General features: G+C 51.5%; 18 protein-coding genes. 17 read left to right on the plus strand and 1 reads right to left on the minus strand.

What is annotated here, in order from left to right; all coding sequences use genetic code 11:
• The 14 genes from C3F13_11915 to C3F13_11980 all read left to right on the plus strand — a co-directional run bounded on the left by C3F13_11915 (position 1) and on the right by C3F13_11980 (position 17,477).
• Positions 1-2,400 (plus strand): transketolase, encoded by a 2,400-nt coding sequence (locus C3F13_11915; protein PWB52228.1) that lies wholly within the window; start codon positions 1-3, stop codon positions 2,398-2,400.
• Positions 2,401-2,439: 39 nt separating this feature from the next.
• On the plus strand, positions 2,440-3,744 hold the full coding sequence (locus C3F13_11920) for a 2-oxo acid dehydrogenase subunit E2 (GenBank protein PWB52229.1): 1,305 nt from the start codon (positions 2,440-2,442) through the stop codon (positions 3,742-3,744).
• Positions 3,745-3,821: 77 nt separating this feature from the next.
• The gene (gene lpdA / locus C3F13_11925) at positions 3,822-5,219 is read left to right on the plus strand and encodes a dihydrolipoyl dehydrogenase (protein PWB52230.1); all 1,398 of its coding nucleotides are present in this window, start codon (positions 3,822-3,824) and stop codon (positions 5,217-5,219) included.
• Positions 5,220-5,383: 164 nt separating this feature from the next.
• Positions 5,384-6,034 (plus strand): DNA-binding response regulator, encoded by a 651-nt coding sequence (locus tag C3F13_11930; GenBank protein PWB52231.1) that lies wholly within the window; start codon positions 5,384-5,386, stop codon positions 6,032-6,034.
• 193 nt (positions 6,035-6,227) lie between these two features.
• Positions 6,228-7,202 carry a hypothetical protein gene (locus C3F13_11935; protein ID PWB52282.1) on the plus strand — a complete coding sequence of 325 codons (975 nt, stop codon included), beginning with the start codon at positions 6,228-6,230 and terminating at the stop codon, positions 7,200-7,202.
• A gap of 19 nt (positions 7,203-7,221) precedes the next feature.
• Positions 7,222-7,647 (plus strand): hypothetical protein, encoded by a 426-nt coding sequence (locus tag C3F13_11940; GenBank protein PWB52232.1) that lies wholly within the window; start codon positions 7,222-7,224, stop codon positions 7,645-7,647.
• A 2-nt stretch (positions 7,648-7,649) separates the two neighbouring features.
• Positions 7,650-8,084: a hypothetical protein gene (locus C3F13_11945; GenBank protein PWB52233.1), complete on the plus strand. Its 435-nt coding sequence runs from the start codon at positions 7,650-7,652 to the stop codon at positions 8,082-8,084.
• A complete protein-coding gene (locus C3F13_11950; GenBank protein PWB52234.1) occupies positions 8,081-10,000 on the plus strand; it encodes a hypothetical protein in 1,920 nt (639 codons plus the stop codon). The genes C3F13_11945 and C3F13_11950 overlap by 4 nt, the downstream gene beginning before the upstream one ends.
• Positions 10,001-10,034: 34 nt before the next feature.
• A complete protein-coding gene (locus C3F13_11955; GenBank protein PWB52235.1) occupies positions 10,035-11,105 on the plus strand; it encodes a hypothetical protein in 1,071 nt (356 codons plus the stop codon).
• Positions 11,106-11,344: 239 nt separating this feature from the next.
• Positions 11,345-13,108 (plus strand): aldehyde ferredoxin oxidoreductase, encoded by a 1,764-nt coding sequence (locus tag C3F13_11960; GenBank protein ID PWB52236.1) that lies wholly within the window; start codon positions 11,345-11,347, stop codon positions 13,106-13,108.
• Positions 13,109-13,200: 92 nt separating this feature from the next.
• On the plus strand, positions 13,201-13,440 hold the full coding sequence (locus C3F13_11965; protein PWB52237.1) for a hypothetical protein: 240 nt from the start codon (positions 13,201-13,203) through the stop codon (positions 13,438-13,440).
• 4 nt (positions 13,441-13,444) lie between these two features.
• The gene (locus C3F13_11970) at positions 13,445-13,807 is read left to right on the plus strand and encodes a hypothetical protein (GenBank protein PWB52238.1); all 363 of its coding nucleotides are present in this window, start codon (positions 13,445-13,447) and stop codon (positions 13,805-13,807) included.
• 186 nt (positions 13,808-13,993) lie between these two features.
• Entirely contained in the window at positions 13,994-14,596 is a 603-nt protein-coding gene (locus C3F13_11975; GenBank protein PWB52239.1) for a hypothetical protein, read from the plus strand.
• Positions 14,580-17,477 carry a hypothetical protein gene (locus tag C3F13_11980; protein PWB52240.1) on the plus strand — a complete coding sequence of 966 codons (2,898 nt, stop codon included), beginning with the start codon at positions 14,580-14,582 and terminating at the stop codon, positions 17,475-17,477. The genes C3F13_11975 and C3F13_11980 overlap by 17 nt, the downstream gene beginning before the upstream one ends.
• 166 nt (positions 17,478-17,643) lie before the next feature.
• Here the strand turns inward: C3F13_11980 and C3F13_11985 are convergent, their stop codons facing one another.
• A complete protein-coding gene (locus C3F13_11985) occupies positions 17,644-18,867 on the minus strand; it encodes a hypothetical protein (GenBank protein PWB52241.1) in 1,224 nt (407 codons plus the stop codon).
• A 159-nt stretch (positions 18,868-19,026) separates the two neighbouring features.
• On the opposite strand from C3F13_11985, the gene C3F13_11990 reads away from it, so the two are divergent.
• The 3 genes from C3F13_11990 to C3F13_12000 all read left to right on the plus strand — a co-directional run bounded on the left by C3F13_11990 (position 19,027) and on the right by C3F13_12000 (position 23,236).
• Entirely contained in the window at positions 19,027-20,334 is a 1,308-nt protein-coding gene (locus tag C3F13_11990; protein PWB52242.1) for a hypothetical protein, read from the plus strand.
• Position 20,335: 1 nt separating this feature from the next.
• Positions 20,336-21,058 carry a response regulator gene (locus C3F13_11995; GenBank protein ID PWB52243.1) on the plus strand — a complete coding sequence of 241 codons (723 nt, stop codon included), beginning with the start codon at positions 20,336-20,338 and terminating at the stop codon, positions 21,056-21,058.
• Positions 21,059-21,145: 87 nt separating this feature from the next.
• Positions 21,146-23,236: a hypothetical protein gene (locus C3F13_12000; GenBank protein ID PWB52244.1), complete on the plus strand. Its 2,091-nt coding sequence runs from the start codon at positions 21,146-21,148 to the stop codon at positions 23,234-23,236.
• Positions 23,237-23,321: the final 85 nt, after the last annotated feature.

Genomic DNA, 23,321 nt, shown 5'->3' on the forward strand with positions numbered 1-23,321 from the left:
GTGGAGGAAACGAAAAATTTACCCAGCGTTGAGGAGATCATTAAAGATTATCGGCTGGCCTTCCGCAGCCGGCAAGCCAGTTACATTGGCCGGCGAGAAGTATTAAGTGGCAAGGCAAAATTTGGCATCTTTGGGGATGGCAAGGAGCTGCCCCAGCTTGCCATGGCACGCGTATTTCAAAAGGGAGATTTTCGTTCCGGCTATTACCGCGATCAAACCATCACCTTCGCTTCAGGTGTGGCTACCATCCAGGAGCTATTTGCTCAACTGTATGCCACCCCGGATGTAGAAGCTGAACCATCCAGCGGTGGGCGCATGATGGATGCTCATTTCGCTTCACGAAATCTCAACCCTGATGGAAGCTGGAAAGTCTTGACCACTCAATCCAATTCAAGCGGAGATATCTCACCCACTGGGTCACACATGCCGCGTGTGGTGGGTCTGGCTTACGCCTCCAAGCTCTATCGCCAGATTCCCGCACTATCCAAATACACCCAGTTTTCAAATAACGGTAATGAAGTAGCCTTCGCAACCATCGGTAATGCCTCCTGCGCAGAAGGCATGTTTTGGGAAACCGTGAATGCCATCGGTGTCCTGCGCTGCCCTGCGATCATCACCATTTATGATGATGGTTATGGGATCTCCGTGTCGAACGAATCGCAAATTGCCAAGGAAAATATCTCCGAATTGCTGATGGGTTTTCGGCGTCCGCCCGGCGAATGTTGTGACGGATTCGATATTTACACCGTGAAGGGCTGGGATTATCCCACCTTGGTTGAAACCTTCCAGAAAGCATCTCAGGTGGCCCGTGATGAGCATATGCCTTCGATCATCCACGTTTCGGAGCTGACCCAGCCCCAGGGACATTCCACTTCCGGCAGCCATGAACGTTATAAATCCAAAGAACGCCTTGAGTGGGAACATGAATATGACTGTATCAAAAAGTTCCGCGAATGGATCACCGCCCAAGGCTACGCTGCGGACGAGGAGCTGGATCGATTAGAGAAAGAAGACCAGCACACTGTCGAAGAAGATCGGAAGCGAGCCTGGGATGCCTATATGAATCCTATTCTCAGCGAGCGCTCTCAGCTGGTAGTGTTCATCGATCAGCTCGCTGAAGGATCAGCCCATAAAGCTGCCCTGGATCAGATCAAGGAAAAGCTAGCCAATATCCAGGTCCCGTTCCGCCGCGATATCCAATCGGCTGCCATGGCGGTACTCACCGAAGTCCGGGAAGAGCAGCAGCCGGTTAAACAGCAACTGATCGAGTGGAAAGACTCACAGGAAACACTTTACCAGGAACGCTTCGGTTCCCATCTTTACAGCCAATCCAATGAATCAGCCCTGCTGGTGCCGGAGGTTAGGCCAGTCTACTCAGAAAAATCGCCTACATTGAATGGTTATGAGATCATCAATACTTATTTCGATACCGCCTTCGCCCGTGAGCCCCGCTTGATTGCTTTCGGTGAAGACGTCGGCCGGATTGGCGATGTCAACCAGGGCATGCGCGGCCTTCAAGACAAATACGGGGTGCTGCGGGTCACCGATACCGGTATCCGTGAAGCGACCATCATCGGCCAGGCGATTGGTATGGCTTTACGCGGGTTGCGCCCCATTGCCGAGATCCAATACCTTGACTATGTGCTGGTGGCCCTGGAGCTCATGTCAGATGACCTGGCTACCCTGCACTGGCGCACACTCGGAGGGCAAAAAGCCCCGGTCATCATCCGCACGCGTGGTCACCGGCTTGAAGGAGTATGGCATTCAGGCTCGTTGATGGCAGGGCTGATCGATTTACTGCGCGGGATGTATGTTTTGGTACCACGCAATTTCGTCCAGGCTGCTGGCTTCTACAACACCATGCTCCACTCGGACGATCCTGCCTTATTGATCGAGGTTTTGAACGCTTATCGCTATAAGGAGCGCTTACCTGACAATATCGCCGAGATCACCGTTCCCTTGGGAGTGCCGGAAGTCATCCGCCCCGGTATTGATGTCACCTTGGTGACCTATGGTGCCTGCTGTCGCGTGTCACTGGATGCGGCAGATAAACTAAGCGCGTTAGGTATCGAAACTGAAGTGGTCGATGTCCAAACCATGCTTCCTTTCGATTTACACGGGGTGATCCTTGAATCACTGAAGAAGACAGGGCATATCATCTTTATCGATGAAGACGTCCCAGGTGGCACCACGGCGTATATGCTGCAAAAGGTGATCGAAGAGCAGGGTGGCTACTCCTGGCTTGATTCTCCACCCCGCACACTACCGGGCGCACCTCACCGCCCAGCCTACGGCTCGGACGGTGATTACTGGTCAAAACCTAACGTTGAGACCGTGTTTAAAGCGGTGTATGAGCTGATGCATGAGGTCTCACCCGCCGATTATCCGATATTCTATTGACGCAGATGATGTAACCAGACAGGTAAAAAAGGAGGAAACATGGCTACGAAATTACTGATGCCATTATTGGGCGAGGCGGTCACCGACGCCACGATTACCAAGTGGCTTAAAAAAGTCGGCGATAAGGTGGATGAATACGAGCCGATACTCGAAGTAAACACCGACAAGGTCGACACTGAAATCCCCAGCCCAACCTCGGGTGAGATCCTGGCAGAATACGCTGGCGAGGGGGAGGTGGTCAAAGTCGGGTCTGTTTTAGCCTGGATCGGTCAACCTGGAGAGGCTATCCCGGAAGAAGGAGCAACGCCCCCGAAACCTGCAGCAGCAGCACAACCCGTCAGCCAACCAACACCGCAGGCTGCTGTTGCTCCAGCTGCCACAGGCCAGGCTCAACCTGCTCAACCGCGTGAGCTTGGCTTTATCTCACCGGTCGTTGCCAAGATGGCAGCTGAACAAAATATTGACCTGTCAAGAGTACCTGGAACGGGGATGGGCGGGCGTATCACCAAAAAAGATATTGAGAAATACCTGGAAACTCGTTCGCAAGAGCCTGCAGCCCCAACAACTACTACGCAAGCGCTCCAGGCTGCACCCACCCCACCCGCTCCGAGTCCAACCATAATTACACCAGCCATCTCGAGCCTTGCCGGATCTTATACCACCCGACCACAGACACCCATCCGCAAGGCAATTGCCGAGCACATGGTGATGAGCAAGCAGGTCGCACCGCATGTATCCACGATCATGGAAGTGGATATGACCCGCGTCGTTGCTCACCGTGCAGCGAATAAGGAAGCCTATTCAGCCCAGGAGGTGAACCTGACCTTTACCGCCTATTTCGTTCTGGCTTCGGTGGCAGCCTTGAAAGCCTATCCCCTGGTAAATTCTTCCTGGTCGGAGGAAGGTGTCAGGCTATTTAATGATATTAATATCGGCATGGCCGTATCGATGGGCGAGGAAGGCCTGATCGTCCCGGTGATCCGTGGCGCTGATAACCTCTCCCTGCTAGGCGTCGCCAGGATCGTCAATGACCTGGCTGCCAAGGCACGGTCGCATAAGCTGCAGACCGATGAAGTAAAAGGTGGCACATTCACCATTACCAACCACGGTGTGACCGGCTCACTATTTGCCACGCCCATCATTAACCAACCGCAGTGTGCCATCCTGGGTGTGGGCGCCATTCAGAAACACCCGGTAGTGCTCAGCCTGCCTGAGCTCGGTGATGTCATCGCCATCCGTCCGATGATGTACCTGTCGCTCACCTTCGATCATCGCATTATCGATGGGGCAATCGCCGACTACTTCCTCGCCAGGGTAGTGGAGACTTTGCGGGATTGGGCCTGAAAATATTTATCAATAAAATGCTGATGAATAGTTGCTTATAATATCTCCATCTTCGCAATGCATTTTAAGGAGTGGTCATGGAAAATTTTGATGTCGTCGTCGTTGGGGCTGGCCCCGCCGGGTATGTATGTGCCATACGTTCAGCGCAATTAGGACTAAAAACTGCCATTGTCGATAAGCAGTGGCTGGGTGGTGTGTGTTTAAATGTTGGCTGTATCCCATCCAAGGCGTTGTTGAGGAATGCTGAAGTCGCCCATATCCTGCGCGAGCGTAGCAAAGAGTTTGGCTTTTCATTCGAGAACCTGAACCTTGATTACAGCGTGGCGGTCAAGCGCAGCCGCCAGGTATCGGACCGCCTCACCAAGGGCGTGGGTTTTCTGATGAAGAAGAACAACATCACGGTTTATATGGGCAAGGCCAAAGTATCTTCCGCTGATATGGTTATTGTCACCGATAGTGAAGGTAAATTGTCCGAGCTCAAGGCCAAGAACATCGTTATCGCCACTGGAGCTACCACGATGGTACCTCCCGCCTGGAAAGTAGATGGCACTAAAATCGTGACCTATCTGGAAGCAATCCTCCAGCCTACCTTACCTAAATCAGCCATCATCATCGGTGCCGGTGCCATCGGAGTTGAATTTGCCACCATTTGGAGCTCTTATGGTGTGCCGGTGACGATCGTGGAAATGCTGCCGCGCCTTGTACCTCTCGAAGACGAAGAGGTCAGTGCGGAGCTCGCCAAGGCTTTTGCCAAGCGTAAAATAAATATCCTGGTTGGGCATCGGGTTGAATCTCTGCAGGCCACCGATGCAGGCGTCACCCTGCAAGCAGCTGGTGAAAGCGGACCGGTCACCCTGCAGGCTGAGCAAGCACTGGTTGCCATTGGTTTTCGTCCAAATTCGCCTGAGCTTGGCCTGGAAGGGGTGGGCGTTAAGCTCAGCGAAAAGGGTGCGATCGAGATAGATGAACGTATGGCAACCAATATCTCCGGGATATGGGCGGTTGGCGATGTAACCGCAAAGCTGATGCTGGCTCACGTGGGATCGGCCCAAGGCATCATCTGCGCTGAGAACATCGCTGGCGCAGAGACAATCCAGTTGAACTATGAGATGATGCCACGCGCTACCTATTGCCAACCGCAGGTAGCATCATTTGGCCTCACCGAAAGCCAAGCCAAGGAGCGTGGCTATGAAGTAAAAGTGGGGCGTTTTCCCTTCCAGGCCAATGGCAAAGCCCTGGGTTTGGGCGATTATACCGGCTGGGTGAAACTGATCATCGACGCGAAATATGGTGAGATCCTGGGTGGTCACATGATCGGCCCTGAAGTGACCGAGTTGCTGCCTGAGCTGACCATCGCTCAGATGATGGAGCTAACCACGGCTGAAATTGCCCGCAATGTCCATGCCCACCCAACCTTGAGTGAAACCCTTATGGAAGCAGCTCATGCTGCAGAAGGACACGCCATTCACATTTAGGATTTTCATAAGCACACCGGGGCTGTACCGATCTTCTAGGACAGCCCCTTTTTGTATCTACGAAGCTGGATGATGTATACTTGGATTTGAACAACGGTTTAAATAATTCTCGTTCATACGGGAAGAAATTGATTGCTCGGAAAATCTAGAAAAACATCTCGCTCATGACAAAAATCCGCACCTTACTCGCTGACGACCACACGATCTTGCGTGATGGCATCCGGATAATATTGGAAGTCCAGCCAGATATTTGTGTCGTTGGTGAAGCTCAGGATGGCCGGGAGGCGGTGAAGTTAACCAGCCAGCTCCACCCTGATGTTGTTCTGATGGATATTGCCATGCCGTTATTAAATGGATTGGAGGCCACACGTCAGATTCGGCAGGCCAATCCCCAGGTAAAAATCCTCATCCTTACCATGCATGAAAACGAAGATTATATACGCCAGGCATTGGCATATGGTGCCGTGGGGTATTTGCTCAAGGATGCGACTGCAGCTGAATTAGTAGCCGCAGTCCGCGCAGTATATAAAGGGGAGGCGGTCCTTTCTCCACCCGTGACCCGGCTGGTTGTTGAGAACTATCTGCGCTGGGGAGACCTTCAAAAGGACACCTCTAGCGATGGTTTAAGCCCGCGCGAGCGTGAAATCCTTCAGCTGATTGCTGAAGGGTATACCAATAAACAAATCTCAGATATCCTGTCTATCTCCATCAAAACCGTGCAAACCCACCGCATGAACCTGATGTCGAAGTTGGGCTTGCATGACCGCGCAGAACTCATTAAGTACGCAATCCAACGAAAAATCATCGATATCTAAGCTTGCCTAAGGTGTATAACCCAGGTCAATTAAGGTCTTGAATTGATTGCACCTTAGGCAATTTCAGGTATACTATTAATGTGCGTTTTGTCACAATAAGCAGGGGAAACCCTCCTGCTGCCCTCTACATACCAGCTGAATAAGAGGTGGCTCCATGCGATTCCTGTCTCTGAAGCGTTTTGGCATTATTTTGATGCTGGTTGTCGCGATTGGGCTTATCATCTTCATCACATCACATGCCCAAGCGAATTCTCCTGCAGCAGGAGAAGACACGCTACCAGCCGCATCACCGGATTGGGCTTTAGCTGAAAGCATTTCAGCTGGTCCACAGCTTGCCGTAACCCCTCCACCCCCCGCCGAAGATACCTGCCTGAGCTGCCATATCTTGGGCCAAAATAAAGGCCTGTGGACACCGCTGGGTCGCTGGATCCTCTTTGGCGGCTTGGGCTTGGTATTCGTTTTTGGTGTTTACCGCAGCGCCAGCACCTGGGTAACCCGCTCTCCCTGGAAGCCTTTCAGCCAAAGGGCAGTGGGTTGGGTGGACGAGCGCTACCAGGTATCTGAACCCCTCACTAAAGTACTTAAAAAACCCGTTCCAAAATACGCCCTGCGCTGGTTTTACTGCCTGGGGGGGATAACAGCATTTCTCTTTGTTGTCCAGGGGATTACGGGCATCCTGCTGGCTTTCTACTATAAACCAACGCCTGAGGCAGCTTACGCTAGCATCCAGTATATCGAAACTCAGGTATATTTCGGCTCATCGATCCGGGCAATCCATCACTGGTGTGCCAATGCGATGATCGTCGTTTGCGTTGCCCATATGCTGCGTGTGTTCATCATGGGGGCATACAAAAGACCCAGGGAGCTGAATTGGGTTTCAGGCGTCCTGCTGCTGATCCTCACCCTCGTGTTTGGGTTTACCGGTTACCTGTTGCCGTGGGATCAGCGGGCTTTTTGGGCCACGACCGTTGGATCCGAAATCGCTGGTGCCATTCCTGCCATTGGCAACCTCGCCCTGGTATACCTGAGAGTGGGATGGAACGTCACCGGAGAGACGCTCAGCCGTTTCTATGGCTTGCATGTGATCGTAGTACCGTTGGCAACCGTAGCGTTCATGTTCGCCCATTTCCTCATGATCCGCCGCCAGGGGATCGCAAAGCCCTTATAAGTCGCTGAGGAGAACAGCCATGTCTGAAATCGAACACAAACCTGAAGACACCATCCCCTTTTACCCCGATCACATCAAGACCGAATTCTACGTCGTGCTGGGGATATTAGGAGTGGTGCTGATCATCGGCCTCATTGCCCTTTTTAAGCCCGTCGGTGTCGGAGAGCCAGCCGATCCACTCAATACGCCGTTGCACGTCAAACCAGAATGGTATTTCCTCTCGCTGTACCAGATCCTTAAGAAGATCCCTCCCATCGTGCTGGGCATCCAGGGGAAGATCATTGGGGTTGTAGTACCGATCGTGTTGGTTGGCCTGATCTTTCTATGGCCATTTATTGATCGCAAACCTGACAAATCCCGCAAAATTTACCGCATCCGCATGATCTTCGCCATAGTAGCGGTCATAACCATCATTGCCCTGACCATCTGGGGAGAGGTGAGTTAGCCATGAGCCCAATCAACCGCCGCGATTTCATTAAATTGGTTGAAGGAACCCTGGTAGTCGCCGGGACCGCAGTAATTGCCGGACCCGTGGTTGCCTATTTCTATCCCAAGAATCTGCAGGAAACCCCTTCAGAACCAGTCCTGGTATGTAAGGTCAGTGAGCTGCCAGTCGGTGAAAGTAAAACCATCAATTACGGCCGTTACCCGGCAATCGTGATCAACGCCTCTGATGGGCTGCATGCCTTTTCAGCAGTGTGCACCCATTTCGCTTGCATTGTCAAATGGGAAGCCTCCAAGGGTCAGATCTACTGCCCTTGCCATGATGGATATTTCGATCCCATCGATGGTCACGTGATCGCAGGACCTCCTCCGCTAGGATTAACCCCCATCACGGTCAACGTAGTCGGTGACGAAATATTCATTGGAGGTGCAGCATGACTGCTCAAGCCACTACACAACCCGCACCTGCCACACCAGGCACCAACCGCCTCCAGGCAGCCTGGGCGAAAGCCTCACCTGCCATCCGTGATTTCTTTGTTCACGTCCTCGGTCAGGTGAGGATATTAAAGAAAGCCTATCCCGGAATAATGCACTTTATGATCTTCTGGGGAGTAACCATCCAGGTTATTGGCACGGTCATCAACATCCTCAACATGCTCCTGTTCTTCCCCTGGGTGATCACCTTCCCCCGCGGCACAGCCTACCTGTACTATGAGTTGATCATGGACATCGCCGGGGTTATGATCTTACTTGGGGTGACCATGGCGTTCATCCGCCGCCTGTTCATCCGACCCAAATATCTTGAAACCCGTTGGGATGATTACTATGCTTTATCGATGCTGGCACTCATCCCCATCATCGGCTTTATTACCGAAGCGACTCGCCTGCTCTCCGCCAACCCACCCTGGAGGGCATGGTCACCTATCGGGAACCTGGTGGCGAACCTCCTGGCAGCCATGGGGCTGACGCCTGTTGGTGCGGTTCAGCTACATGACATCTTATTTTGGACCCATGCCGGTGTAGCCCTGATCCTGGTTGCCAGCATCCCATTCACCAAGATGCGTCATCTGGTGAACACACCCCTGAATATCATTCTGCACCCGCGTCGTAAAACCGGCGAGATCGAAAAAATCAAGAACATCGATGAAGCTGAAGTGCTGGGTGTCGGAAAGGTTTCAGAATTCACCTCTCAACAGCTCCTGTCTTTTGATGCCTGCCTTAACTGCGGTCGCTGTGAAGATGCCTGTCCTTCCACTATCAGTGGGATGGATTATTCACCCCGCACGCTCATCCAGAGAACGCGCCAGCGCATGGTCGATTCCATCGGGACATCCAAACCAAAGTCCGATGAAGAGATATTCGGAGAGGTATTCACTGATTCTTACGCCTGGCAGTGCACCACCTGTGGGGCCTGTATATTACGCTGCCCGGCGATGATCAATCCAGTGGATGAAGTGGTGGATATGCGGCGCTACCAGGCACTCACCAGCGGGAAGGTGCCTAAATCGGTCGCCGATTCGCTGCGCAATATTGAACGCCAGGGTAATCCCTGGGGTATTCCGGCTCAAGATCGCCTGAATTGGTCTGACGGCTTGAACTTACGCGAGCTTGCCCCTGGAGATGAAGCTGATGTGCTGTATTTTGTGGGTTGCGCTTCCGCTTTCGACGATCGTAACAAAAAGGTCGCCCGCTCCTTTGTCCACCTGTTACAAAAGGCCAACGTAAACTTCGGGGTGCTGGGTTTCGACGAAACCTGCTGCGGAGAGACAGCCCGTCGCATGGGTAATGAATACCTGTTCCAGGTATTTGCTGAACAGAACCTGGAAGCCATGAGCAAAATAAAATTCAACCGTATCGTCACCCAATGCCCCCACTGCTTTAATACGCTCAAAAACGAGTACCCCCAGTTTGGGAGTGCGTATAAAGTACAGCATTACACAGAATTCCTGCTGGAGCTGGGGCTGAACCAGTTTCTCTCACCCGACGGGAACAAGGTCGAAGGACGACTAACCTACCATGATTCCTGCTACCTCGGCCGCTATAACCAGATTTATCAGGCGCCCCGCAGCCTGTTAAAAATGGCGGACATGACTCCCATCGAGCTACCTCGCATGGGCGAAAACAGCTTCTGCTGCGGTGGCGGCGGTGGGCAGATGTGGCTGGAGACGGATCCCAACACGCGCATTAATCACCGGCGGCTGGGCGATGCACTAGAGGTGAAGGCAGACGTGGTCGCAACCGCCTGCCCCTACTGCCTGATTATGTTCGACGATGCCATCCGTTCCAAGGGATTGGGTGAACAGTTACAGGTAATGGACATTGCAGAGGTTTTGGAGAGACGGTTGGCTGTATAGTTAGGTGATTAATGGTGAGCGAGGAGGTAATGTGATGAACACCCAATGGTCACTTGATACCCATGGCGACCCGCTTGGAACCGTCAGGGAGCTGCTCATGGAAATCTGGTCCCTGGCTGACCTGGCAGGTATGTTGGTGACCATGCCCGATGGTAGAGAGTCGAGAGTTATCCCAAGGTTTATTACCGATAAAGCATCCATTGACCGGATTAATCCATTCAAGCCTCTCATGGAGATGAATATTGCCAGGTTAATACCTGGGATTCTCGACAATCATCCGCATGCATGGATTGGTGCGCTGCTACGACCCTGTGAGCTGCGCGCCTTGATCGAAATGACGAAGCATACCCAGATGAACCTGGATCATCTACTAACGATCACGGTTGACTGCCTGGGAACATTGCCAGCCGATGAATACGAGTGGCGACTCGAACGGATGGCAAAACAGCATGTATCGGGTGAGATTGATTCTCCTGATGTAAATGATGAGCTCGCCCAGGAAGCTTTGAAGTTTGCCAGGCAAGGCGGTGTCATCCCATATCGCTATCGTCCAGCCTGCCAGGTGTGTATCTCGCCGGCTGCGGGTCAGGCAGACGTAAATATTCAAGTCCTGGGGCTGCCTGTCCGCCAGCAGCTGCTGTTATCCATCTCAAAGGAAGCGTTTGCCAGCGGAATCAACCGCGGAAATATCACTCTCAAGCCTGCAGAAGGAGGGTTAATCCTGCAGCATGATCATATCGTAGAAAAGATGGTTGAGCGCCATCAACGGACAATGGAGCGAGTTAATGAGGGTCTGGGCAGTCTGCTACCCTCCGATGTGGATGCGGTCATCGCGCAGCTGGAAGGTTGTGGAGACTGTCAGGCTTGCATGGACGTGTGTCCCATCTGTTCTGTAGATAAGCCTCACCGCGACACCAACGGACATTATGACCGAATGCAAATAATGCGCTGGCTGATCTCGTGTGCTGGCTGCGGAATGTGCGAGCAGTCTTGCCCTGATCACCTTCCAACTGCAGCCATCTTTGCCCATATCCGCCAGCAGTTGGACCTGGAGTGGCAATATCTGCCTGGTAGCTCAACAAACGACCCACTCCCAAATATGTAGAGGACTATCATCATCCATTGAGTCCACTCCTCTGAATTTGCTTTTTCCAATTGTGTTGACAATCCATATTTAAAGTCATAGAATAGATGTAACATAACGCCCCCACGTCGATAAAAACAAATTTCTTAGCAAGAAGAATGGAGGTGCATTGGATTCCATTTAATTATTAACGACCGATTTCTGTCCGGCCGCCAGAAATAGTATCAGACAAATCAGTCATTGCGTCAAAGGAGGAAGATATGTGGATTCTCCGGGTTAACATGAATGATCAGTCTTACAGGGTGGAGCAATTACCAGAAGCGTACAAGTTCTTGGCCGGGCGAGCACTCACCTCAACCATCATTGCAGAAGAAGTCCCGCCTCTCTGCCATCCATTGGGAAACAACAATAAAGTCGTTTTTTCACCTGGGATCGTTACCGGTACTCCAGCCCCCACCTCTGCCCGTATCTCTGTGGGTGCTAAATCTCCCCTCACGGGAGGAATCAAGGAATCCAATGCGGGTACAGCCTGGGGTTCTGATCTGGCAGACCTTAACATCCGGGCGTTGATCCTCGAGGGGCAACCACACCAAAATGGAGATTATTGGGGATTACATCTCTCGTATGATAAGAAATCCGCTAAACCAAAAGTAAAATTTTTCAATGCGACCAGATATACCAATCAACCGCTTGCCAAAGTATTTCCAAAACTTTACCAGCGCTTTGGAAAAACTGTCGCAATTGGTGGTTGTGGTATTGCCGGTGAACGCGGTTATGCAAATTCAGGCATCGTATTCAACGACCTGGCGGGACGTGCCACTCGCTATGCAGGCCGAGGCGGCATGGGAGCAGTCCTGGGAAGCAAACGCGTAAAGTTCATAATTCTTGATTGTAAAGGTGCTCCGGGAGTAAAGATGGCGAATCCTGACCTGTTCGAACAGGGCAGGAAGAAGATCACTGAATCAATCCAAACCCATGACCTGACAAAGCCTAAGGGAGCCCTGAATACCTATGGAACAGCCGTCCTAATCAACATTCTGAATGAGGCCGGTGGCTTACCTACCCGTAATTTCACCGATGGGCGTTTTGAAGGTGCGGCCAAGATAGCCGGTGAAGCAATTTTCGAAGGCAATAAGCAGAGACTGGGCAAGGAGCTGTACAACCACGCGTGCAGCCCCGGTTGCATCATCCAATGCTCAAACACGTGGTATAAGGCAGATGGCTCGGAGCATGTTTCCTGCGTTGAATATGAATCTGATTGGGCATTAGGCGCTGATTGCGGCATTGACAATCTTGATGATATTGCCGAAATGGTTCGCCTGTGCAATGATTACGGCCTGGATACCATTGAGACGGGTACAACCCTGGCGGTTGCCATGCAAGCTGGCGTGATTCCCTTTGGAGATGGAAATGGTGCCATCAAGCTCGTTAAAGAAATGGGCAAAGGCACTCCCCTCGGGCGCGTCTTAGGTAGTGGGACGGATGTCACCGGTAAAGTATATGGGTTAACCCACGTGCCTACCGTGAAAGGCCAATCTATGCCAGCTTATGAGCCGCGCGCTGTAAAGGGCATCGGCGTCACCTATGCCACTACTCCCATGGGTGCCGATCACACGGCAGGCTATACCATCGCTCCGGAAATTATCGGTGTAGCCGGAAAAGTTGATCCCCTCACCTCAGATGGCAAGGCTGAGCTCAGCCGTGCTTTCCAGGCAGCCACTGCGTTTATCGATTCTTCCGGGCATTGCCTGTTCATCGCCTTCCCGATTTTGGATATCGTGGCTGGTTTTGAAGGCATGGTGGAAGAATGCAATGGGGTGCTTGGCACAAGCTGGACCACTGCCGATGTTGCGAAATACGGCGATGCTGTCCTTAAAAAGGAGCGCCAGTTTAACAAAGCTGCTGGTATCGGAACGGGGGCTGACCGGGTTCCTGAGTTTATGAAGACTGAGCCGCTTCCACCTCATAATCAGGTCTTCGAAGTAACTGACGAAGCATTGGATTCGGTTTTTACGAACCTTTAAGCACTTAGCTGATTGGGCAGGGTAGTCAGCCTACCCTGCCCTTGATGCAAGAATAGATTTCTGATCTATCTCAATTGGCTCAAGGCTGTTTCATGGTAATCACCATCAAACTCTTTGCCTCACTTTCTCGATTCTCGCCCGGCGGATTACCTGGTACTCCATTTGAGGTCGATATTCCTCCCTCAACGAGCTTGCGTCAATTAGCTGACCGGCTGCGTATTCCTGCGGAGGAGATGAAAGTTGCCTTCGTCAATGGACTGATTTGCGACCTTGATCGGATCCTGCAACCAGGTGACGAGGTAGGTTTTTTCCCTCCTGTTGGTGGGGGTTAGGTTGATGGAAATTAAAGTTGACACATGGCTGTATGGAGATTTATCGCAATTTAGCGGTGAAGCTAACCAGGGTAGCTATGCCAATATTCAAGTAAGCCTGAACGCGGGTAGTACAGTCAGGGATTTACTGGCAAAACTTGCCTTACCCACCGAGAAACGGGGGATCACATTTATCAATGGTAATTTGAGTGCATTACCAGGTTTACAGCCCGATTTAGATCACGTATTACACAACGGCGATCGAGTAGCATTTTTTCATTTACGCAGCATGTGGCCCTACCAGTATCGTTCTGGCGCAGCTATGACAGGAGAACTGTCAGCTGCCATACAAGCGCGCACCGATCAGGGGATATCGCATACGACCTGATTAGGCTGTTAGCACGCCAATTCCTGTATTACGCTAATTCACATCCTGCCCAAGCCAGAGTGTTTGTTTAGAATTCCACATTATCACGGTTATCCATCCGGTTTTATCAGCTATAATTCCGTCACTTTTTTATTACAACCCAAGAAATTGAAGGTTTTCGTCGTCTGGCGCGTCTAATCTCTCAAGATGCCCAATCATGACACTTTCCAACTGACCCATATGGCACGTATAGCCCAACAAGAGCACCTCGACACACAAGTACAGCTTGAGAAGCTGTTGGGTGATTATTATCCATCCATCCGCAGGTTGGCACATTCTATCCTGGACGATCTGGATGAAGCCGATGATGCTACCCAAGAGACCTTTATCGCTGCGCACCGCTCAATTTTTGATTTCCGGGGCGAATCCAATCCGAAAACCTGGTTGTTTTCGATCGCCATTAATGTCTGTCGTGGCAGGCTGCGCAAGCGTAAAGTCCAGCGCTACTTACACAATACTTTGTTGTCACTGCACTTGCTGACCGATCAGACTCCTTCACCCGAGCAATCTGCCATCACCAAGGAGGCTAAGGAAAGTATCTGGAAAGCTGTCGATAAGCTGGATGAAAAGCACAAGCTGCCGATTATCCTGCGCTATGTGCACGAGCTAAGTGCGGCAGATATTGCAAACATGCTCCATATCAGCGAGGGTACTGTGCATTCGCGGCTTCATTATGCTCGCAATAAATTACAAACCTTGATTGGTCCAACAGCTCCTACCCAGGAGGCATTCCATGAAACTACCCGTTGAACTATCGCATGCCGAAGCCAGGAAACTGATCTCAAAAGCTCTGGATAGTAAACTGGACCATGCTCAAGCGGAAACACTTGAGCAGCACCTGCAAGATTGTGGTGAATGCCGGGCATACGCGGCACAGCTCGAAACGCTTGATCATAATTTAAAACATGAATTAAGGAACCGCTGGCCAGAGCAAGATTCAAGCAGCTCACGGGTGGCTGCTGTGTATGATGAAATTCAACCTGCCCTGAAGCGCAACAAGCGTAAAGATAGTCGAGCTGTCACGCTACGCAGCCTGGGATGGAGTGCCCTGGCAATTGTGCTCATCGCCAGCCTTGCCTGGACCATTAAGACCCTGGCACCCATCCCTTCCCAGGTACCAGCAGAAGAAACCACAGTTGAACCTACCTCACCTGTCCTTGAGGCGAGCCAGGTGATCACACCTACCCAAGCGGTCATCGCCAACACAGCTGAGGGTTTATTGACCGGGTCCTGGAGTGCCACTACCGATTTTGGTCAACTTATTTTCACTGTAGATGAAGCACCTGCAAGGATCACGCGCATTGATTACCTGTTTACCAATTGGAGCTGTGGTGAGATCACTCAAACCTCGGAAATTGTGGATGCTTCGAGCTGGCTATTCACTGGCAACCAGTTTACAGCCTACTCAACCTTTGACCGGGATGGTCAGCTGACCATGGAAATTAATGGCTCTTATGATCCTGCAAGCCAGAAATTAACGGGCACATGGCAGCAAGCCGCTCAAGGCAGTCTTTGTTCGGGGCCATGGGAGGCTTTGCCAGCCACCATCGCTGCGCCGAATCTTCCCAATGCTCCTGCCAGCCAATTCCCGAACCTGTTGATCACCTTCGCCGCCTCCCTCCCCAGCTCACCCACAAAAATGATGGTGTACCAGCAGCAACTATCAGAGGCAGTCAATGCGGAAAGCGCCCGGCAGGTTGCAAACGAGTGGGGCGTGGCGGGCGGGGTCTATTCATCACCCAGTGAAGGAATGAACGACACCATCTTTGACGTCATGGACGGGGCGCGTTTTATCCGCTTTTTGAACTTCCCCGATCAGTTTATCTATACCGTGGGGTATGCCAGTCCAAATTATGGCAGTGCGTTAATGGATAATGGTCCCCTGCCATCCTTTGATGAACAGGTATCGATTGCTGAGAGCTTCCTGAAGCCCCTGGGTATCCTGGATATGCCTTATCGGACCGTCCCCATGGAAACCGAACGGGGTATGGTGGCCTTCATCCCTCTGCTGGATGGTTTCCCCGTGATCCAAGAAATCGGCGTGGATCGCAGCAATATTGGCTGGATAGATGTTAAAGTTAACACACCCGGTAATGTGACCATGGTACAGTACAGCGACCACGAATATCTACCAATTGGAGAATATCCCATACTCACCGCAGAGCAAGCCTGGGAGCGATTTACCGCCGATACGAGCTTCCAACACTCCCGCTATGCGGTGCTTTCTCCGGAAGGGGAGAACTCCTACCAGACCTGGCTGCATAAATACAAGCCAGGGCAAGAGACAGAAATTTACGGCTGGGTGGAAGGTCACCAGCCAGCGGAGGTAGGCACACAGCCATTGGTGATGATCAATAACCTGCCCCTCATCGGGGACATCACCGGCCTCGTCCCCGACAATCCATATGATATTCGCTTCGTGCATGCCTGGGGACAGATTCAAGGTAGCCCCACAGATGGCGTCGCCTTGAGAGTCCAGGGCTGGGAAGACTCAACCTTGGCTGATGAATACATCACCGGCACGCTCACCACCCAGGCAGGCCAAACTATTCTCGTCAACCCTGTCCGTACCCTTCTGTTGATCGAACCCCCGCCTGACATTCCAGATGGAATGCAGGTGGGCATCCAGGGAGTGGTCCTGATGGCCAATCAACCTGCATTGAACTGGAAATTCATCGAGACCGGGCAAATGCACTTATCTTATGGAGCTTCCAATTCCTGTGGGGGAGGTGGAAGTGGTGGAGGTGGATCAGCCAACGCCGACTTTGGCGGCGGACGATTTTCACAGTTCAATGTTGATGGTCAGGATAGCCAGGCAACCGTTCAGGAAGACCCGCCTTATAAACCTGGCGATGCACTGGATGCTGTTGAAAGCCGGGTTTACGTGACACAACACATCTACCTGGGTGGCTCAACCTCACTGGATGTGATCTTATCTCCTGACCCTTCGTCCTCCCCGGACCAAAACTGGGTGTATTCCCTGATTGGCGAAAACCTAAAGGGCATTGAGCAATATAACAACCTCCCCATCCGCATCTGGGGGCAGGTAGATCGCCTGGAACCGAATACCGTGTATGTGGAAGTGAGTCGATTTGAACCTGTCTACCCTGGTGAGCAGATCCAGGCCTGGTCGGGGACTGAGCAGATCACCAACCTTGATGGGCAGGACGTAGTTTTATTCACCACTTTGGCGGGAGAAAGCTACGTGCTCAAATCCTCGCTAGTATGGGGAGCGGAAGGTAATATCATTGGCAGGCTGGGTGACCTGATCGAAATCGAAGGCTACCTCATCCCTGACCAGCAGATGGGCGGATACACTCTTATGCAGGACATCGCTGGTACTGCGCAGCCAGATGGTATCGTGGATAGCGCCATAGTACCCGTCCTGGATCACAGCCAGGACCTGGCTTCGAACCCCGGTGCTGTACTGCAAGGCACACTTACCATCGAAACGGTCGAGCTGGCATATGATGCCATTAACCTTGACCGTTGTAATCCATCAGCAGCAGATGACCCTAATCTGGTGCCCTGGTTGGTGGTACAGCCCATGTGGGTTTTCAACGGGCATTTCGATGATGGCCGCAGGTTTATTGTTCAAGTCCAGGCACTGCCTGAGGAGTTTCTCAAGTAGCTGGCAGCCTCCCAAATTTTAATTTTTATCTGCCCTTGTATCTGACCATCCATTTCTTATCGAGGCAGTTAATGGGGAAGGCCGCGCATCATAATTAGGAAATATTTGCTATCAGTTACTAAATCCTGGATGTTGGTGCTAGAACGATTGGGAGAGAGAAGAAAGCTTACCGGTCAACCAATAAGAAGTTATAAAACTCGCTTGCCAGCTGCATCACACGGCCATATTCTGCCCGTTCGCGAACCACTGCCAGGTTCTTATCCGCTGCCTGCTTACGTAATTGTAAGTCAGCGATCGCCTTGAGAATTACTCCCGAGAGAGCTCGGGGATCGCCCGGATCAACCAAAAAACCATTCTCCCCTGGCGTGATCCACTCCCGCAAGGATTCGATATCCCCGGCGATTGGGAAACATCCGCATGCCAGGGCTTCCAGCATGGTATTTGGGGTGCCATCATGGGTGGTGATGGATACCATAATTTCAGCCCGCCTGAACAGGTCTGCCATTTGCTGCTTGCTCTGCGGCGGTAGCAGCTCCACAGCCTGACAGATCTTTAGCTCAGCCATCCATTTTTCAGCCTGGGCTTCACCAGCCATTGCCGGGCAGACGAAACGGACATGCGGATGCTTTTCAAGAATCAAGGGAATGGCATTGAAGAACGTGTCATTCCTGACGTATGCCCGAAAACCGCGCGGATTAATTACCGTCAACGACATGTCGCTCGTTCTCGGTGCCTGACTGGCTGGTTCAGGTCTGGTGGCTGGATAAAAAATATCCATCTGCACACCTCCTCCACCGGGCAGCACGATCTTGGGCTTCGCTGCCTCAAAGCCGAACTCAACCGCCAGGCGTTGGTCACGCTGGCAATCCGTGTGCAGGGCATCCGCTGAAGCCATCGCCCGGCAGGTAAGATCATACATCGGGCGGGTCGAGCGGGCATGCAGAGTAAAATCATTGCCCCACACCGAGATTATCAAGGGTGGTTTCTTTCTCTTGCTTGTCCAATTTACGCTGCCCTGCATTGCCATAGCTGCCAGCATGCCTTCATAAGGGATACGCATGGCATGCACCAGGTCGGGTTGGATCGAGTTGATCAACCCGACCAGGTATTCTGCTGCCCGGGGTAATGCATATGGCACAGATCGATGCCTGATCAGCGTGCGGAACTTGACCGGCAGGATCCGGCGTAACAAACGGCTGCTGGCGGTTCGATTCTTACCTTTATACATGCCTTCCATGGGCAACGGGATTGTATTGATGGATGCCAAACCAGCCACCGGCTCACACGGAAATGTAGACGCTAGATGCACCTCGTAACCGGGTTGGATGAAATGGTTTATCCAATTCAGGGAAATCGGCGAGCGTCCATCAGCGACAAACAGGATTCTCATCTGCCAAAGGGTACAACATTTCTGCCAGAAAAGCAATAGCCAGTGTCAAAGAGCCCAAGGCACCTGAGTGCTTGACATTGCAGGTGGAAATCCTTATCCTATCTATTATCACCTGAAGTTATCAGCATTCGATATTTCGTTCTTAAGGGAGAAAACCGTATGAAATATACCACGAACATCCAGGCATTTTTAAACTCGCCCGAAAACCTGGAAAGCCTATACCAGAGCGCCAGACAAGCTAATGAAGAAGCCGAATTCCGTACGGATTTTCAGGAAGTATTCGATAAGAGCCCGGATAATATCCTGTTAGCTGCCTGGAACGCCCGGTTTATGCAGATGCCGCTCTTAAAAGTAAAACGGACAACCAATTGGCTGCTGGCAGTGATCCTCGGCCTCGTCACGGGGGCGATCCTGTGGGCGATTTCAGACCCTAGCCTGACTATTAAAAACGGAGCGCCATACATCACCCTCCTTTGGTCACCGATCGCGACCATCCCAACCTTGATTTTCCTGTCAGCGATATCCAAACGAAATTATCTATATACAGGTTTAATTGCCCTTGCCTTGATCGTGGCTGGCGTATACGCGCTAGTGATGGCACCCCGTATGTCTAGCTACCCAAGCAACGATTATCTCATCCTGATGCTCTTCGTGTTACCGCTCTTATGCTGGATGGGTCTGGGAATTGCAGTGTTGAAATTTAAATCATCAACCAACAACCGATTTTCCTTCCTGATTAAATCCATCGAGGTGATCATCACTGCCGGCGTCTACCTGATCTTTGGGGTAGCGTTCGGCATGATCACCATCGCCATGTTCGCCGCCCTGAATGTCACCTTCCCAGATGTCCTCATGCGGCTAGCAGTAGCTGGTGGTTTTGGACTGATCCCTATCATGGCTGTGGCGACGATGTACGATCCACTGTTACAACCAGAAGCTCAAGATTTCAGCCAGGGGTTGAGCAAGTTTATTTTCACCATGATGCGACTGTTGCTGCCACTCACATTGATTGTGCTGGTCATATATTTGCTGGTCATCCCGTTCAATTTCATGGCGCCTTTCCAGAACCGCAACCTGCTCATCGTTTATAACGTGATGCAGTTCGCCATCATCGGCCTACTCATCGGTGCCACACCACTAAAATTAGACGACCTGTCGGAAAAGTTGCAAACCTGGCTACGCAGGGGGATCCTGGCAGTCGCCATCCTGGCACTGGTCGTCAGCCTTTACGCCCTCTCGGCAGTAGTCTACCGGACAGTTGGTGATGTGCTCACCTTGAACAGGTTGACAATCATTGGCTGGAATATCATCAACATTGCCATCCTGTTCGTGTTGATTTATACTCAGTTCACGAAAACAAGCCCCGCCTGGCATGAGCGCTTGCAGCATGTTTTTAGCAGGGCAACCACGGTTTATTTGATCTGGTCGGTTTTTTTGGTCCTTGCATTACCATTGATATTTAGATAGCATGTTTTCAGTTCTGCTTGTTGAAGATAATTTGCACCTCCGCCCCGCCCTCAAGGCGGGGCTTGAGGCTCTTCAGGATGTATCCGTCAGATACGACTGTAGCAGCGGGGAAGAAATCCTTGAATACTGCCTGCAGACTGAGCTCGACTTGAGTTGTTCGGTGATCCTGATGGACGTGCAGCTGGCAGGCTCCCTCAATGGCATCCAGGCTGCCATCGCCATCCGTCGTGAATTTCCACGCTTCCCGGTCGTTTTTTACTCCATCCAGGATGAAGATAACTATTATCGCGAATTCAGGCTATCAGGCATCCTCTCCAATTATGCTTATGTAAAAAAATCCAACTTCCTGCTGCCCGAAATGCTCTTGCCCTTGTTAAAAATCGCTACCAGCGGGGGAAATTATATTGATCCCGAGATCGATGCCAGAGTACGTGAAGTACAGGTTAGAGATGAGAACAACCCGCTCGACCTGCTTGAACCCAATGAGCGCGAAGTGGCACTGATGCTCGCCGATGGAATGACAAATGAACAGATCGCCACGCGCATGGGGTTCAGGGATAAACGGACTATCAGCCGTATCAATGGCCAGATCTACAGCGTTTGGGGACTGAACCTATCCACCACCGATGAGAAAGTCGCCCGGACCCGGGCCGCCATCATCATGCGGGAGAGGAAAATCCTGTACTGGGACGATAATGGTGAGATAATCGAAGGAAAGGTATAACAGGGCGTCAACAGATTGATAATCCTATCGATGATCGTCTAGATATAATCTCTCAGTAACATGTCCACTGAAATACTACTAAACTGGATGGTCCTGGCTATCTCGATATTCAATACCATCCTGCTTTTATGGCTGGGTTTGACGGTGTTATTAAACGCAGAGCGTCGCACGCCGGGCGTATGGATAGCAGGAGCAGGATTATTGATGGGCAGCCTGTTCTTCCTCAACCATACAGCCATCCTGAGCGCTGGTCCGTTGCAAACCGATGCCAGGATGAACCTGATGTGGCAGACGGGCTGGATCCCCGTTGTGACGATGCCCTATGCCTGGTACCTGGTGATGCTCTGGTATTCCAGCTTTTGGGATGATCCACACAGCTCGATTAGGCAGCGGCATCAGATCCCATTGATCCTGGCAACCTTGTTAGCCATCAGTACGGTGGGATTAATCCTCATTTTTAATGCCCTACCATCCTACAACCAGGCCGTTCAGCTGGACCTCGGTGAGGTTCTCGCTGTCGGGGATATCCCCATATTGATGGTCGTATATCCCATTTACTTACTGCTTTGTATGGGTTTTTCCCTGGATGTTCTGCTTCATCCAGGTATGCCTGTGCGGTTAATGGGGCAGCTTGCCCGCCAGCGGGCACGACCCTGGCTACAGGCAGCAACGCTTTCATTGCTATTTGTCAGCTTATCCGTAGGCGCCATCATCATGTGGGGGATTTATCAATCGAACCAGGGAATTAGTGCTTCAGTTTTCAGCGAAGCGATCTCAATTTTTGATCTGGCCATCGATGTCTTGCTGGCGATAACCATCATCTCGATTGGTCAAGCTATTATCTCGTACGAGATCTTTACCGGGAAAATATTGCCCCGCCAGGGGTTAAAGAGGTATTGGTACTGGGCGATTGTCCTTTCACTTGGTTACGCAGTTTTTGCCTCCTTTGCCTTGGTTAACCAGTTCGAATCGATCTACCTGATCCTGATAAGCATCTTCCTGATCACAGGAATCTATGCACTGGTGGGCTGGCACTCATTTGTTGAAAAGGAAAACCACCTCAAAAGCCTGCGTCCATTTCTAACCAGCCAACATTTGTATGATCAGCTTATCTTTCGAAACCCGGAAGCCTTCAATCGTGAAATTACAAATGCCTTCCATACCTTATGTAAGGATGTATTGGGAATCAGGCAAGCCTACCTGGTGCCGCTGGGCATCTTTGGCCCGCTGGCTGGAACAAAAATCTCATTTCCCGAACGAGTCGACTCGAAAGACGATCAGGGTATCGAGCAGGAAATCCATGCCATCAGCACATCCAAGCTGGGTGCCGTCCCGCAGCTGCTACCTGGCTCGAAACACCTGGGACAGAATCCCCTGGCGATTGCTTTATGGAGCGAACGTGGCTTGATCGGTATGCTCATCCTGGGTGACAAACAAAATGCAGGACTGTTCACTCAGGAGGAAATTGACATTGCACGGACAGTGGGAGAGCGATTGATCGATAGCAAAGCTACCAACGAGCTTACCCACCGGCTAATGCAGCTTGAACGCCAGCATCTCGCAGAGACCCGGGTGGTGGACCAGCAAACCCGACGTACCTTGCATGACGACATCCTGCCACGTATCCACTCGCTGATGATCAAGCTATCTGGCTCACCTGCAGGCAACCCAGAAGCCGTGCAGGAAATGGGTGAGATCCACCACCAGCTTTCAGATATGATGCGTAATCTACCAGCAGTGCAGGATCCTGAGTTAGCCAAGCTAGGGCTGGTCGAAGCGCTGAAATCTTCGGTTGCCCACGATTTTGAACATTTTTTTAATACTGTAACATGGCAGGTGAGTGAAGGGGTTGCTAAAAATTCGCATGCATTTACCCCCCTTGTGATGAATGTCATCTATCACGCCACTCGCGAAGCCGTACGCAATTCTGCCCACCATGGCCGGCTACCCGGCTCGGACCAGCCCATCAACCTGTGCATCAGCATGAAATGGAGGGATGGGATACTCATCGAGATATTGGATGATGGGATTGGTTTTAATCCCGCGATGATCGCTCCTCATGCGGATGGCCATGGGATGAGCTTACACAGCACGCTGATGGCCATCATCGGTGGCTCTTTGGCTTGGGAGAGTATCCCAGGAAAATACACAAAAGTTACCATCAACTTGCCAGTTTGAAATATGTCCTAATAACCAGTTGACACACTTTTTATTAGGATTACAATTAAGCACAATTGGGGGATGGATTCTGCTACATAGTTTC

The organism is Anaerolineales bacterium, from assembly GCA_003105035.1.
Classification (GTDB): domain Bacteria; phylum Chloroflexota; class Anaerolineae; order Anaerolineales; family UBA4823; genus FEB-25.